This window comes from Methylomonas koyamae, from assembly GCF_006483455.1.
Taxonomy (GTDB): domain Bacteria; phylum Pseudomonadota; class Gammaproteobacteria; order Methylococcales; family Methylomonadaceae; genus Methylomonas; species Methylomonas koyamae_B.
On the sequence record NZ_PPPU01000013.1, the window covers coordinates 134,768 to 150,211 of the forward strand.

16 protein-coding genes are annotated in these 15,444 nt (G+C 53.4%); all 16 read left to right on the forward strand.

The window, feature by feature from the left end; all coding sequences use genetic code 11:
• Positions 1-25 precede the first annotated feature (25 nt).
• The 16 genes from traL to C2U68_RS07895 all read left to right on the forward strand — a co-directional run bounded on the left by traL (position 26) and on the right by C2U68_RS07895 (position 15,407).
• The gene (gene traL / locus C2U68_RS07820) at positions 26-307 is read left to right on the forward strand and encodes a type IV conjugative transfer system protein TraL (RefSeq protein ID WP_054759564.1); all 282 of its coding nucleotides are present in this window, start codon (positions 26-28) and stop codon (positions 305-307) included.
• Positions 304-921, forward strand: a complete 618-nt coding sequence (locus C2U68_RS07825) for a TraE/TraK family type IV conjugative transfer system protein (protein ID WP_054759565.1) — start codon at positions 304-306, stop codon at positions 919-921. Before traL ends, C2U68_RS07825 begins: the two co-directional genes overlap by 4 nt.
• Entirely contained in the window at positions 908-1,786 is an 879-nt protein-coding gene (locus C2U68_RS07830) for a type-F conjugative transfer system secretin TraK (protein WP_082881135.1), read from the forward strand. Before C2U68_RS07825 ends, C2U68_RS07830 begins: the two co-directional genes overlap by 14 nt.
• Positions 1,787-1,795: 9 nt before the next feature.
• On the forward strand, positions 1,796-3,124 hold the full coding sequence (locus C2U68_RS07835; RefSeq protein WP_064023757.1) for a TraB/VirB10 family protein: 1,329 nt from the start codon (positions 1,796-1,798) through the stop codon (positions 3,122-3,124).
• 18 nt (positions 3,125-3,142) lie between these two features.
• On the forward strand, positions 3,143-3,907 hold the full coding sequence (locus C2U68_RS07840) for a DsbC family protein (protein WP_186289540.1): 765 nt from the start codon (positions 3,143-3,145) through the stop codon (positions 3,905-3,907).
• Between the two features lie 10 nt (positions 3,908-3,917).
• Positions 3,918-4,472, forward strand: coding sequence for a TraV family lipoprotein (locus tag C2U68_RS07845; RefSeq protein WP_140912016.1), 555 nt, complete (start codon positions 3,918-3,920; stop codon positions 4,470-4,472).
• A gap of 113 nt (positions 4,473-4,585) precedes the next feature.
• Positions 4,586-4,897 carry a TraA family conjugative transfer protein gene (traA, locus tag C2U68_RS07850; protein ID WP_232529480.1) on the forward strand — a complete coding sequence of 104 codons (312 nt, stop codon included), beginning with the start codon at positions 4,586-4,588 and terminating at the stop codon, positions 4,895-4,897.
• Between the two features lie 126 nt (positions 4,898-5,023).
• Positions 5,024-5,212: an RRXRR domain-containing protein gene (locus C2U68_RS21775; protein ID WP_140911921.1), complete on the forward strand. Its 189-nt coding sequence runs from the start codon at positions 5,024-5,026 to the stop codon at positions 5,210-5,212.
• Positions 5,205-7,604: a type IV secretion system protein TraC gene (traC, locus tag C2U68_RS07860; protein WP_140911922.1), complete on the forward strand. Its 2,400-nt coding sequence runs from the start codon at positions 5,205-5,207 to the stop codon at positions 7,602-7,604. The genes C2U68_RS21775 and traC overlap by 8 nt, the downstream gene beginning before the upstream one ends.
• The gene (locus C2U68_RS07865) at positions 7,594-7,899 is read left to right on the forward strand and encodes a hypothetical protein (RefSeq protein ID WP_140911923.1); all 306 of its coding nucleotides are present in this window, start codon (positions 7,594-7,596) and stop codon (positions 7,897-7,899) included. The genes traC and C2U68_RS07865 overlap by 11 nt, the downstream gene beginning before the upstream one ends.
• Positions 7,892-8,413 carry a S26 family signal peptidase gene (locus C2U68_RS07870; RefSeq protein ID WP_260839260.1) on the forward strand — a complete coding sequence of 174 codons (522 nt, stop codon included), beginning with the start codon at positions 7,892-7,894 and terminating at the stop codon, positions 8,411-8,413. The genes C2U68_RS07865 and C2U68_RS07870 overlap by 8 nt, the downstream gene beginning before the upstream one ends.
• Complete coding sequence (locus C2U68_RS07875; protein ID WP_140911925.1) at positions 8,397-9,563, forward strand: TrbC family F-type conjugative pilus assembly protein; 1,167 nt, start codon at positions 8,397-8,399, stop codon at positions 9,561-9,563. Before C2U68_RS07870 ends, C2U68_RS07875 begins: the two co-directional genes overlap by 17 nt.
• A complete protein-coding gene (locus tag C2U68_RS07880; protein WP_140911926.1) occupies positions 9,556-10,620 on the forward strand; it encodes a TraU family protein in 1,065 nt (354 codons plus the stop codon). Before C2U68_RS07875 ends, C2U68_RS07880 begins: the two co-directional genes overlap by 8 nt.
• Position 10,621: 1 nt before the next feature.
• The gene (gene traN, locus C2U68_RS07885) at positions 10,622-13,420 is read left to right on the forward strand and encodes a conjugal transfer mating pair stabilization protein TraN (protein WP_140911927.1); all 2,799 of its coding nucleotides are present in this window, start codon (positions 10,622-10,624) and stop codon (positions 13,418-13,420) included.
• 11 nt (positions 13,421-13,431) lie between these two features.
• Positions 13,432-14,451, forward strand: coding sequence for a hypothetical protein (locus tag C2U68_RS07890; protein WP_140911928.1), 1,020 nt, complete (start codon positions 13,432-13,434; stop codon positions 14,449-14,451).
• 5 nt (positions 14,452-14,456) lie between these two features.
• Complete coding sequence (locus C2U68_RS07895) at positions 14,457-15,407, forward strand: S49 family peptidase (protein WP_140911929.1); 951 nt, start codon at positions 14,457-14,459, stop codon at positions 15,405-15,407.
• The last annotated feature ends 37 nt before the right edge of the window (positions 15,408-15,444 follow it).

Sequence of the window (15,444 nt, forward strand, 5' to 3'; positions counted from 1 at the left end):
ATAGCCACCAACACAGGAGGCTAGCATGGAACCTACCAAGATCCCCCGCTTTATCGATGATCCACCTATTCTGTTGATTTGGACCGCCCACGACTTGGTCATTGTGGTGGCCATGATGTTGCTTGGCATCTTCATCGATCATCTGTTGTATTGCTTGATCGCATCGTACTTCGTGATCAAGTTCATCCGCCGATTCACCGATAACCGGCCGAACGGCTTTTTGGTACACGCAGCTTATTGGGTCGGTTTACTCCCAACCAACGCGATATCGGTCCCTAACCCCTATATCAGGAAGTACTACCAATGAAGCTGAGTGTATTTTTACAGTCGTGGGGTTTTGTCCAAGCGGAAAACCGCCTGCACAGAATTTTATTGATCGGTTTGCTCGCAACCAACGTCATCACAGCGTTCGCCGCGTTACGAACGGAACGGACAGTGATCATGATCCCACCCAATCTGACTGAGAAGGTCGAGATTTCCCGGCAGGAGGCGTCTGCCCAAACCAAGGAAGCGTGGGGTCTATTTCTAGCGCAATTACTTGGCAATGTAACCCCCAACACACTGGATTTCGTAGGCAACGCGATATCCCCATTACTGTCATCGGAGATCCATCGCGAAATCATCAATGCAATGAACGATCAGATCAGTGCGTTGAAGATTGACAAAATATCGACTTCTTTTACGCCGAATCAAGTGTATTTCGAACAAGAAACCAACAAAGTGTTCGTGACTGGCCAGCTCATAACCAAAGGTCCAAACGATAAACCCGAATCATCCTTTCGCACCTACGAGTTTCAAATCGCGATTGTTAACTACAACCCGGTGGTGAGCGACCTCAACGTCTATCAAGGGGAACCGAAAACCAAAGAGTTTTTAGAAATGCAAAAGCAAATGGAGGCGTCCACACATGCAAATCCGTAAATGCGCGTTAATGATTGGCCTGTTTGGGGTAGCTTGCTGTGCCGTCGCCGAACCTCAGTCGTTAGACTTGTTAGCGGTTCCAGCCGATGTATTGAAAACCGTTCAATCCGCGGAAACGGCGCCCGCCGGCGGCATCGCCCCGCAAACCATCAAAGTCTCGGCCGGGATCAATGAGATTATCACGGTGGCGCAAAACCATCTGAATCGAATTGTGACGCCGTTTCCCAGTCCTCGCGTCAGAACGGTCAGTCGCGCCGAAACGCAAGTGGAGGGCAATGTGGTCTATGTCGCCAGCAATAGCGAAGATCCGGTCACTCTATACATAACGCCGGGCGAGAACGAATCGCTTGCCATATCGCTGACGCTGGCGCCGAAACTGATTCCGCCCCGTGAGATTCGGCTTGAACTCGCCGGCGTCGAATATTCTCGCCTGACTCAGACGCAACCGGCAGCCAAAAAAAGCGGTAACGTCGACGATACGGTTCAACAAGAGCATGTCGCGCAACTGAAAGCCACCCTGAGAGAACTGGCGTTAATGCAAAGTCCCAATGGATTCAGTGGCCGCCCGGTATCGGCGAACGAAACCGTTTATTGCGACCAGCAGGGCATTCAAACTACCGTCGGCCAAGCCTTTGATGGACGCAATACGACGATCTTAATTGCAAAAACGGTCAATACCACCCCTCAGCGCATCGAACTCGACGAGCGTTCTTGTATTGGTCAGGGAACCGGGCTTAGCGACATTGTGGCGGTGGCGGCCTGGCCGGATGTGTGGCTGGAACCCGGACAATCGACCGAGTTGTTTGTGATAGTGAAGCAACGAGGCCTAGCCGAAGAACAGATCAGACCGTCGGTCTTGCGATAAGGGCGGATTATGAAGAACACGCTACTTGAAAAATGGGACGCGCTCAATCCTTCTTATCAACGAGTAATTGTCGTCACTACGATTGTTGCGACGCTGATGGTGGCAATCAGTTTGATGTTGGGCGACGCCCCGCCGCCGGTACAAAATGCCTCGAAAAAGGACGTTGCTCGGCATATTTTCACCGATGCAGATCCCAGGTCTTTAGGAATCGACGGTCTTGGGGCACAAATTCGCAAACTCCAGGAGGATCAACATGCAATACGCTCGCTGCTAGACGGCGTAGTCGCCCAAAATAATCAATATCAAGCGTCAGATCAGCAACGGATCAAACAATTGGCCGATCAAACTGGTCAAACCGCTCAAACACAAATCGAAGCGCTGAAAGCGGAAATCGATCGCTTGAAAACCGAAAACAAAGCGGAACCTTCGGGGGCTCAGACAGTGTTGCCTCCCGATGCCGGCGCAAAGTCTCACCAAGCCAAGGAGCGAGTCACCAACGCCGACAATTTGTTTAATCCGCGGGCCTATCAAGACCCGGCGGCGATGCCTGTTGATCCGATTGCATCGAACCCGGCGCGGGACTCGGAGCGAAATGCTCTGCAAATCCGAGTGATCAAGCAAGCTGCCAGCACCGATCCTGAAACCAAGAAAAAGGTCGAAGTCGCGGAGACCAAAAAAGCCGAACAAGAAAGCGTCCTCATCCCGGCAGGCAGTATTTTATCGGGCAACCTGTTGAACGGTATGGACGCTCCAACCGGGAGTAGTGCACAGAAAAACCCATTTCCGGTGTTAGTGCGCTTAAAAGCCGACGCCATCCTGCCGAATCGGTATACGGCTGACGTCAAAGAATGTTTTGTGGTCAGCTCCGGATTCGGCGACTTGAGTTCGGAACGCGCCTACATTCGGGCGGAATCCATTTCCTGTGTACGCCAGGATGGCGGTGTTATCGAAGTTCCCTTGGATGCGTATGCGGTGGGCGAAGACGGCAAGGTTGGTATTCGCGGACGCTTCGTCAGCAAACAAGGCGCTTTACTGCGCAATGCACTGTTGGCCGGCTTTCTGCGCGGATTCTCGGATATGTTTGGTCGAACGCAAACCCAGGTGCTGGCGTTGGCCGGACCCGCTGGCGTGGCCACAACCCCGTTTCAACGCTCCTTTAGCCAGGATTCGATAGAGGGAGGGGCCTTACGGGGAACCGGGTACGCCATGGAGCGCTTGGCAAATTATTACATCGATTATGCGGAGAACCTGTTCCCGGTGATCGAGATCGATGTGACCCGCAAGATCAATTTAGTCGTGCAACGCGGCACCAAGTTGCGGTTGCTTGAAAAAAGTTAATCAATGAATGGAGACCCCATGAAATTACTCCCTGCAATTTTCCTCTTAGTGGTGTCCAGTCTGGCTGTCGCCGGTCAGCCACCCGTGGCAAGTCCTGAAGTCTCGACACCGACCGAGGCCGCATTGTTTGCGAAAGGGGCCATTAACGCGATGAAGGCCTTGCCGATTGATGGCTTCAATATGGTAGAGGCGGGCGGCGAGACCTACTTCATATCCCGCAACGGCCGATTTGCCTTCAAGGGCCAATTAATGGATACCTGGTCGAAAACACCGATTACCCGGATCGAACAAGTCGATTCCGTGATGAATCGGATTCCGCTAGCCGATATGAAACTCAACATCGACGAACTCGGCCCGGTGCTGGTGGGCAAGGGCAAAACCCCGGTTGTGGTATTCGTCGATCCGCAATGCCGCTACTGCAAAAAGTTGCAACAGCAGCTGCCGGCACTCGCCGATCGTTACACCTTCAAGATTATCCCGATCGCGGTATTGGGACAGGAGTCGACGATTCTGGTCAACAAAATCGAATGCTTGCTCCAAACCAAGGACAAGGAAAAGGCGACTACCGCACTGCTCAATCAGGAGTACGCCGGGTTGCCGGAACAGCTTCCAGGCAACTGCGACAAGGAGCCCATGCAGAAAGCGGTGATTACTTCGGCCATCTTGGGATTGGCCGCGGTGCCGTTTGTAATTGCCCAGGACGGTCGTACCCACAAAGGCGCCCCGGACGATTTAGCCGGTTGGCTGAATAGCACTCAAAGCGTCTCAACTGCAAAACAATAAGGTGAAACGCATGTTCAGATCAGTTTTGTTGATCGTGTTGGTACCGCTACTCGGTGCTTGTACGCTGATTCCGGATTCGTATGGTTGTAAAGGGATGCCGAATGATCCGATTTGTATGTCCACCGAACGCGCCTATCAAGTTACCGATAATGCGTTGCCTGCCGGTGAGGGAACTGCACCCAGCGAAGCGACCAAGCCGCAACCCGTGACCCTGACCGGCAGTGGCCGGGAACAATCGCCAGTGCCGCATATCGAGGATCCCACCCCGATACGCACGCCATCCGAAGTCATGAGAATCTGGATCGCGCCCTGGGAGGACAAAGACGGCGACTTGAATGTGTCCGGTTATGTGTTTACCGAGATAGAGCCTAGACGTTGGATGATCGGCAAGAAATCTGTAACGCAAAATCCGCAATTGCGTGCCCTGCAAGTGGAACAACGTGAACCGCCTAAAAAGGACAAATTCGATCTCGATGGACTGGTGGACGGTAAAAAAATGGGGGGAGGGGGCGGCAAAATGCCGGAAGGATTCGAGTCGCTGTTAAAAGCAAAATCGCCGTTTTAGCAATCGGATAAACCACCAGAAGGTGAGTTAGGCGTTAGATCGCCAACCGGGCGTTGCCGCGCCCGAGATTTGGGTTTAACGCCTATTTACTCACTTTTCTGAAAGGTATAACCATGAAAAAAATGCAAAATCGGGTGATGGTCAAAATGTTGGTCGCCCTTGTCGCCGTGGCGGGAATGTTTCTGTTTTCCTCCGAATCGTTTGCCGGTACCGGTAGTACCGAATTCAACGCCGTGTACACCTTGTTGACCAACTGGATGCAAGGATCGTTGGGCAAATTGATTGCGGCGGCGTTTATCGTCGTCGGGCTGATTGCCGGCGTATTGCGCAATTCCCTGATGGGTTTTGCGGTCGGTGTCGCCGCCGGTCTGGGTTTGTTTACCGCCCCTGGCATCATCAACGCCGTCGTTACCGCGACATGGTAATCCTATCGATTCCGTAATCGATAGACCGTGATCTGGGTTTGGAATTGCAATCCTTTAAGTGATTGTGATCACACCTTGGATAACGAGGTCCGGCGGGAAACCGCCATCTGACTTTCAGGATGGGTCATGAAAGTGAGTCCTCGGAATAACCAGAATGGCCGGTTAAAGGTCCCGGTTTTTAGCAGCGATGGTACCGAGCTGGTGCCTTGTAATGCGGCAAGAGCCAGAAGGCTTGTCAAAAGCAAGCAAGCGAAGGTCCGTACCGTTAACCCTTACTCGATAGAGTTAAACAGAAGCGTAAACCCCGATGCCTAAACAAAGTTACCACAGAATCGACAATTTATTCGCCGTGTTGGCGTTCGATCCCGATACCAATCTGTTTTTGGGAGAAGACGCCAGCTTGGGATTCGGTTTTTTGTGCGAGCCGCTCTTCGGAAACGATCCGTCGATCGCCGATCGCATCAACGTCTTGTTGAATCAGGAATGGCCGATCGACACCTTGCTCCAGGTGGGTTTGTGGGCGTCGCCCGATATCGACACGGTGATGGCCACCTTGAAGACGCGCCGAATGGAGCAACAAAATCCGTTGTATCAAGCCTTGGTGGCTTCCAATGTGGACTATCTGCGTGGGGCGACTCAGCATCCGATCGATAAAGCCTTGCCGACACGGGTTAGGCGGTTTCATGTGCTGGTGACTGCAAAGATACCGTTGTCGGGGGCAAAACCCACTCAGAAAGAATTGAGACATGCGTCGGAATTGCTCTTGGCCGCTTTTCAAGCGTTAGCGACGAGTGGATTAAGGCCAAAGACATTGACGGCCGACGTGTATGTACGTCTGTTGAACACGATGTTGAATTGGCACCCCGAAGCCAGCTGGCACGATCTGGTGGTGCCCGAGTGCGATCCGCGTAAATTGATCCGCGAACAATTATTCGATTTCGATAACGAACTGGCGGTCGATCAGACCGGCGTGACTCTTAGCAACAAACGGGTGAAAACCTTATCGGTCAAACGGCTGCCGGATCAAGTGTATTTTGGCTCGGCCCTGAGCTATTTGGGGGATCTACTGAGCGGAGCCCGTGGTATTCGCGACAATGTGTTGATCTCCGTCACACTGCATTACCCGGATTCGGAAGCCACACGGATGAAATTGGAGACCAAGCGTCAATTCACCGCCAATCAGGCGGTGGGACCGCTATTAAATATCGTTCCGCAGTTAGCGATCCGAAAACACAATTTCGACTTACTCTTCGATGCGCTGAACGATGGCGATCGCCCCATCCGCACTTATTTCGGCATGGTGTTGTTCTGCGATCCTCATGAAGAATCCCAAGCCGTGTCCAATGCGCGCACCTATTACCGGGAGCTGGGTTTTCAGCTGCTCGAAGACCGGTATTTTAGTTTGCCATATTTTCTGAATTGCCTGCCCTTGGGCGCGGAACTCAGCCAAGTGCAAGTGAGTAACCGCTATATCACGATGGCAACCCGTCACACCATTCCGCTGTTGCCGATGTTTGCCGATTGGTCGGGGACTGGTTCGCCGGTACTCAACTTTATTTCGCGCTCAGGACAACTGGTCAATGTCTCGTTATTTGATTCCGGATCGAATTTCAATTGCTGCATCGCCGCGCAATCGGGGTCCGGTAAATCGTTTCTGACCAATGAAATTATCGTCAATTATCTCACCGAAGGGGCGCAGATCTGGGTAATTGACGTCGGCCGCTCCTATCAGAATCTGGCCGACACGCTGGACGGCGAATTCATGGAATTTACGGCGGACAAACAGATTTGCCTGAATCCCTTCGAGTTGGTGCAAAACTGGGAAGACGAAGCCGATGTGGTGGCCGGATTGGTTACCGCGATGGCGGCGCCCACCGAAAAACTCAGCGACTTTCAGACCGCCGGATTAAAGCGGATCTTAAAAGGGCTATGGGATGAAATGGCGCAAAAGATGACCGTCGACGATATCGCTCAGCGGTTGCGGGCTGAATCCGACCAAAGACTGAAGGATGTCGGCGAACAGCTTTTTCCCTTCACGTCGACCGGCGAATATGGCCGGTTCTTCAATGGCGTCAACAATGTTCGGTTTCAGAATAGTTTTACCGTGTTGGAATTGGAGGAATTGAAGGGGCGCAAACACTTACAACAAGTCGTGTTGCTGCAATTGATCTATCAGATCCAACAGGAAATGTATCTCGGAGAGCGCGATCGGCGCAAGATCGTGATCATCGACGAATCCTGGGATTTATTGAGTATGGGGGACGCAGCGACCTTCATTGAACATGGTTATCGACGGTTCCGAAAATACGGAGGTGCCGCGGTGACGATTACCCAGTCGGTCAACGATTTGTATCGCTCGCCTACCGGCCGAGCCATCGTCGAGAACTCGGCCAATATGTATCTGTTAGGTCAAAAACCGGAAGCGATCGACACCATTAAAAACGAGAATCGTCTGCCGCTCTCCGATGGCGGAATCCAATTGCTCAAATCGGTTCACACTATCCCCGGCGTCTACTCGGAAATTTTCTTTATCACCGAATACGGTCAAGGCATCGCCCGTCTGGTGGTCGATCCCTACAAACGCTTGCTGTATTCCACCAAGGCCGAACACGTCAACGCGATCAAAAATCTGAAACGGCAAGGCTATTCGACCGATGCCGCCATCCGCCATTTATTGCTACAACAGGAAACACGCCATGTCGCTTAAATCATTGATTGCCGTTGTTTTGGCCGCCATTGCCGTCAGTGTGTCGTCCAGCTATTGGCTGGTAAGGCATTCGCTATCGACCGAGTTGGAAAAACTGAACTTATTGACGCCGGTGTTCGTGATAGACCGGACCGGGTGGACCCGAAATCTGTCGAAAGACGCCAGTCAAGATGCCATCAAGCAGGCCATGAATGAATGGCAGGCCAAAATCTCGCATTTGGTGGATTCCGGTTTCGTGGTGGTCGATGCGAACATGGTGGTCGGTGCGCCGGAGGATGTCTATGTCGGTGAGTAACCCCCTCGATCAAAAAGTATTTTGGTTTAAAAAAGCCCTCCCGACGCTGATCGCGATTGTGATTGGCGGTGCTTATCTCGAAAATCGGTTTCGCATTGGTATCGACGATCAGAAAGATCGGTGTTTGCCCGGCAATCACCGCTGGTTCGTGGTCGACACCTACGCCAAAGACATTCGCCGAGACGATCTGGTGGCGTTTGCCGCGGATCAACGCATGGCCATGGCGCCCTGGTTTTCGTTTACCCACATCGTGATCAAGACCGCGACCGGTGTGGGTGGCGACACCGTAACGGTCGATACTCAAACCGCGCGAGTGAACGGTAGCGTGGTCTCCGAAGGGTTGGCGTTGGCGTGTAAATTAAAGCAACCGGCCGCCGCGTTTATTCGGACCGAGATTGTCACAGACGGCGAATTGTGGGTGACAGGCACAACCGAGAATAGCTTCGACTCCCGCTATTGGGGCGTGGTGCATCCCGATCAGATTATAGGCAAAGTCTATGCGTTGCCATTTTAAGCCCATAGCGGTGGCGGCGGTATTGATCGGTGGGTCGGTACCAATGGCCGGCGCCGATACCGATTGGCTCGAGCGTTCGAAGGCGTTGATGCAGCACGCTCAACAAGGACCGCGTCCGGCCTGGTTGGATGCCAATCCGCACGCGGCGAATGCCAAGGCGCTGGCCTTGGAAACCTTAAAGCATGCGCCTTCACCGCAACCCTTCGCCAAGCCTAAGCGTGATCAACGCCGGCATTATGTCCTGTACGCTTCGACGTCCTTGGGTCGGACCGGCCTGCTCAATCTATTCGAAGCGGCCGCCGGCCGAGACGATGTGTTAGTGGTTTTCAGGGGTATTCGCGACGGTCAGCGGGTGCAGGAATTTATTCGCGAAATTCATGGTTTGGCGCAAACGCTGGATGCTCAGAGGGTTCCGTCTATCGAACTGGATCCGACCCGTTTTCAGAATGCCCACATTCAGGTGGTGCCGAGTTTGACGGTGGAGGAGGGCGACCGTGTTGTGGCCAAGGTGGAAGGGGTTACCGATACCGCCTGGTTGGAGGCACAGTTAAAATCGCGTCCGGCGCCGGATGATCGAGTCGTGGATCTGGGCGTACACGGCGATACTCAGGCTATCGCCGAGCTGGACTTGATCAAGGTGATGAAGACGCGAATGGCCGGCATCGATTGGACCGCCAAGAAACGTGAAGCACAGGCCCATTTCTGGCAAAAAGCCGAACTATTATCGCTCGCAGCGGCACAGCAAGATCGCGAGCGGTTGATTGATATCACCGTGACAGCGCCAAGAGACGTTGTCACCCCGGCAGGACAGATCATCGTCCGACAAGGGCAGCGCATCAATCCGCTGAGTCAACTGCCGTTTACCCAGCGTCTGGTGGTCTTCGATGCCACGCAACCCGATCAAGTCGCGGCGGCTGAGCGCGAGGGGAAGGCGATGACAGGTCGTCCGGTGACGTATTTGATTACCAGTCTGGAACGGGACAAAGGATGGCAGGCGTTTAATGCGCTCGAAGAGCGGTTGGGACAATCGGTGTTCTTACTCACCGCCGACGTGCGGCAACGTTTTAATCTCGAAGCGGTTCCCAGCGTCGTCGAACAAGACGGCATGCACATCAAAGTTAGAGAAATCGCGGTGGCAGGCCATGACTAAACCAGCGACGTGGTTGCAACTTGTATTGCTGTGTGCGTGTTTGTGTTCGGGCCAGTCAAGTGCTGCGGACGCCCTATGTCCGGACGCGGAACTCTGGTCGGGGAAATTGATTACCGATATTTGCTGGGGATGTTTGTTTCCGATTCGGCTGGCCGGCGGTGTGCTGGATTTTCGCGCACCGCAAACAAAAGGTAGCGGCGATTCGTCCGTGGGCGACGATTTGGTTCCGTCGTCCGCCGCCAGTAATGTCTACTGCGTTTGCGACGGCAAAGAGCTTATCCCGGAAGTGGGTATGACCATGGGCTATTGGGGTCCGGCCAGGGTCGTGGAGTTGGTGCCGAATCCTTGGTGCGCGCCGACGCTTGGCGGCACAAAAATCAATCAGTCGAATGTGCGATTGTGGGGCGGTTCGTCGCCTGTTGTGTACGACACTGATGAAATAGTCTTCCTGAATTATCACTATTACGCATTCCCGATATACGTCATGCTCGATCTATTCTGGGAAGATCGGTGCTTTGCCGACGGATACAAAGATTTCGATTTGCTGTATGTCTCGGAACTGGATCCGACCTGGAACAACGATGAATTGGCATTCTTCACCAATCCGGAGGTCGTATTATTTGCGAATCCGGTGGCATTGGCGGCGTGTTCGTTCGATGCTGTTGCGGCGTCCGCCGGCCGGCCGATTGACGAAATGTTCTGGTGCGCCGGGGCCTGGGGTGGCATCTATCCGTTGTCCGGTCACGCCCATCCCGGTGAAGGCATTGCGCCGCGTCAAAGCAGTTTATTGATGACAAGAGCTACGGCCGCACTGCATCGGCGCGGCCTAGCCCATAGAACCGTTGGCGATGATCACGTCTGCGGCGGGACGATTTCCCCGTTTATTCCGAAATCCCAATACGCTACCACCATGTTTTACCCAGTGGCCGATACCCAGAGCAAACATGCGATTGGCGAAAGTGATTTGCTATGGGGAGCAGGCCATTCTTATCCCGGTTCCGGCGAATACCACGTCTACATATTGTGGCGATGGACTGACTGCTGTCTAGGATTTTAAGATGGCTATCGAATTTTCCGAGCGCACATCTACCCGAGCCATTTGCCATTTCTTGATGGTGTTGTTGATTTGGGTGCCGACCCATGCGGTGGTCGCTGACACTATGAGCGAATCAGCCAAAATTGGACAACAAACCGGTGAAAGCGCCGTCAGCGGGTTTGTAATGCCAACACTCAGCGCCGATCAAAAAAGCTTGGTCCTTTTTCCCAATACCGGTAAGGACGTATCGGTCCCGATCAGCGAATTGTATCCGGATTCAGAAACGGGTAACGCCACGACCTTCACCCAGTTGTACGGCAAAAACGCAGCGACCATCAAAGCCGGCAACGACATGCAAACGAGTATGGAAAGCCAAACTAGCCATACCGGCGAAGCGTACCGGACTCTAATCAAGTCGGCGAATCGGGCGCATCCCAATCTATTCGATGATCCCATCTGGGGATCGACGGATTATGTCATGCAGAACCATGATCTGTTCTCGCAATATTTCACCGACTGTAATAAGGAGGTCAAGGCGACACTCACCCCCGGTAAAGGCACGCAACCGGATTACAAAACCTGTCGGCGTAACCCTCCCATTACCAATACCTGCGTCGCCAGTCACGATGTACTGCTAGAGCCGGTCATTCTACCGGCCCAAGGCGAAACCAAAATTGCATCCTGTGGGGACGGATGCGTGGATCTTTGGGTGGGCATCGTGGGTGACAACTACTGGTGCGACGGCGGCTGCGCCCATCCCACTGTGTCCAGCCAATACATCGTGAAGCATCCGGAAGCGATCATTTCCGCGACCATCCTGTATGCCCAATGGGATGACTATATGCGGGTTCATATCAATGACCAGCTGGTCTGGACGGGTTACAACGGCTGGGCACCGTCGCCCAAGTGCGAAATGTCGACCAGTTGGCAGGCCTATCCCAACATCAATGTGACAGAACCTTTTGTCAACGCCCGGAAGAATTCCATCCTGAAGTTCAATGCGGAGGCGTTGGTCTCAGGATGCGGCGAAGCCTTTGCGCAAATCCGACTGAAATACGATCCGCTGAAAATTATTATTCGGGACGAATGGACCATGAACGACAAGTCCTGCCAGAACCTAATTAAGGCGGCGGACGACGGAATTTGCAAAAACGTGAAAACCACATGTGATATCAACGCCGGGATCAAGATCGGCGACAAATATTGCATGGCCATCACCACTTCGGTGGGGCAAATGTGGGTGTGCGAACCGAATTTCAAAGACGCACCTTTCAAAAATATTCCGGAAACCTGCACCAAAGCGACCATGACCGCGACGTGCAATTCCAACGATATTCCGTGTTGGACAAAGCCGGACGGAACTAAACAGTGCGTCAGCGATATTGAAGCTCAGGTGCCGGAGACCTGCGCAACCCTGGAAGCGCGCGGCTGTGCCTTCGTCCGATCCGAGTGCGTCGACGGGACGATTGGCGCTAGCGGAAAGTGCTGGCTGTATCAGGATACCTATGATTGCGGAAAGGAATTCGGCGTGATAAAGGCGACGGCGTCCGTGAAACCGGACTGCGGCGAAACGGTACGCTGTATGGGCGAAGATTGTGTTGATATTACCCGTACACAAAGCCAGGATTTTACCAATGCCTTGGCCGCGTTGAATTCGGCACAACAAGCGGCGATGGATAAAACCTGTAGCGATCCGAAAGATGTGACCACCTGCAAGGTCTTCGAGGGCAAGGGAGGGTCATGCAAAGTAGTCAATCTGACCAGTGAAATCGATTGCTGTAAATCGCCGACCTCCATCGGCATCGGCGAGTACATCGATCTGATGTACAAGGTCAGTAAAACCCACAACATTGTCATGCGCTTGGATAAAACCAACCCGATTCGCGGGGCATGGCAAACCTTAAGCGACCCTTTGATCGATGCCGGTGAGGCGGTTTATACCCCCATTAAAACGGCCTGGGACAACGTATTGGCCGAACTCGATTCCGTTGTCGACAACATTGGCTCCGAGTGCACGGCCAGCTTTACCAAAACCGCGTATTTGGATGTGGTCAGTTCATTGCGGAATATGGCTATGGAAAAAATGGTTTCCTGGACTGCTGATATTTTTGGTCCACAAGCAGCGAATGCGCTATTTAGTGTGGCAGGTAGTCAAGGGGCTTCCTCCGCAGTAGATGCGGCCGGTAATTTACAAGGTACCGGTGCTGAACTCCAGTTGGGTGGAGGGGCGGCTTATATCGGGACGATGCTCAACGTCATCATGATTGCCTACGCCATTTATCAAATCCTGAACATGGTCGTGCAAATGATCTACAAGTGCGAGCAGAAAGAATACGAATTGATGGCCAAAAACGCCGTGAAAGCCTGTAGTTTTGTCGGACAGTACTGCGGCTCCAAGATACTGGGGATGTGCGTTCAACAGAACTACGCCTATTGTTGTTTCAACTCGCCGTTGGCCAGAATACTGCAGGAACAAATCCGGCCGCAATTAGGCAAGAACTTCGGACCGCCTAAGTCGCCCCAGTGCGAAGGCATTGCAATCAGCGAACTGCAAAAAGTCGATTGGAGCAAGGTCAACCTGAGCGAATGGATCGGTATTCTCACCAGTACCGGGCGCTTACCGACGGCGCAAACCCCGGAAAAACTCAATTTGGACGTCTTGACCGGCGCCAGTTCCGATTTGAATTATAAGGGCGACCGTCGCAATACGGCGGACCGCAATGTTCTGCGGTTGCAAGGCATCGACATGAACCAGACCCGGCAAGACGCGGAGGAACAAGGCTGGTCCATGGGTCCAGGTCTCGCTCCATCTAAACCTTAAGGATAACTGCCATGACATCAACCACCGCTCGCTCGCTCGTCGTCGTCATCGTGTTATCCCAGACTGCATGCGCACCTGCCTCCCGACCCATTGCGATTTCGGAGGCACACCGCAAAGTGCTGCCGGCCGAGGAAGCGTATCAAATTTCGTTTTTAATTCGCGACGTACTCGGTAGTCGGAGCAAGAGGCAAGACGTGCAGGACTTAATGTATCAGCAATTCCAGGCCAAGCAGTTTAACGCCCGTAAAGAGGCAATCGCTGAGACACCAGCCGGTGCGACCAATCAGATAAGGAATATGGCCGAAGACGCCAGTTTCGTCGGGGCGGTGGCCACTGGCGCACCGTTGTCCCCGGCCGGAATGGACGTCAGCACTGGCATCGGCATGGCGGGATTGGTGCTAAGCCTGTTAACACCCTCTGCAAAGCCGGCCGACTTGTACAAAGTGTATGGCCGCTTGTATATGGACGAGAGCTATGCCAATTCACTCAGCATCCCGGTCACTGCCCGCTTGGATATGATTCGCCGCTTCGAAACCGCTGTGTGGCAAGCCGGATTGACTGCGACGTGCCAGGATAACTGCGGCGATGACAAAAACGTACGCTGGCGAGTGTATGGCCTGACGGGTGGCGCCGAACCGTTGTGGGCAGTGTTGCGTCTCGCGGATATGGAGCCGGCGCCCCGCGATCCCGCGCGCGACGAAATCTTAGGTTATCCGGTAATTTTGCAAAGTGCCACGGACAAAGACGATAGCGTGGCCACCGCCCACAGCCTGGTAATCCGCCGGGCGCCACCCGTACCGGCCACCTTCGATCCCGCGAATCAGTTTCAGGATGCGGGACAAGCCGCGTGGGATAACCCCAAAGCTCGTCAACTCTTGCGCGGCATGACGGCCGACGGCCATTGGTTATTTGCTTGGTATCTCAGTGAAGGACAACACCTCGCAGCCTGGAAAGGGCGATTATTCGCGATATCGCAGCCGAGCTATTGGGCGGATATCCGAAATTCCATTGACTATGAAATTCTGGAGTGAAAACAATGACCGAAAACTCGACTACCGTAAACGCCTTGCTGGAAATCGTCAAAAGCAACGCGGATGTCATGCGCAAAACCCACCGCATCAATACCGCGTTTAGAACTCTATCGCTATTGGCGTTCGTGAGTTTTTTAGGACTGTCCGTCTACTCCAATTGGTCGTATCTGACTAACCGGAATCAACCCCATGTCGCGATGGTGCGTATTAGCGGCGAAATCGCCCCGGACGGCCAAACCAATGCCGATAGCGTGATTGCCAGCTTGCGCACCGCCTTCGAGCAGAATCAGGCGAAAGCTGTGATGCTGGAAATTAATAGTCCCGGCGGGACGCCGGTACAAGCCGGCATGATCTTCGATGAAGTGCTACGCCTGAAAACAAAATTTCCGGATAAGAAAGTAGTGTCCGTGATCAGCGACCTTGGCGCCTCCGGCGGATACTACGTAGCGGTGGCCGGCGATGAAATTTATGCCAATCGGGCCAGTATGGTGGGATCGATCGGCGTGCGAATGGACTCGTTCGGATTTACCGGCATCATGCAAAAACTGGGCGTTGAGCGCCGATTGTATACGGCTGGAAAATTCAAGGGCGTCGGCGATATGTTCTCCGACCCGGAACCCGAAGCCGTCGAACAGCTGCAAACCATGTTGTCTCACGTACACCACCAATTCATCGAGGTGGTGAAAACGCACCGCGGCAATCGGTTGAAAGACGATCCGAATCTCTTTACGGGAATGGTCTGGAGCGGAGAAGACGCGTTAGAACTTGGCTTGGTCGACGGTATGGGCGATCGCCGCAGCGTGGCGGAACAAATCCTGAAGTTCCAGAAAATCGTCGATTACACTCAGCCGGCTGATGTGTTCAGTAAATTGAGCCAGATTCAGGCCGCCGCGAGTTCGGCGATATCCACCGTGATGGGTCTGGTGTCAATGCTTGCCGTTGTGCCGATGACCTAGGGGATGATAGTGAGATTGCTCAAATATTACACAGTTT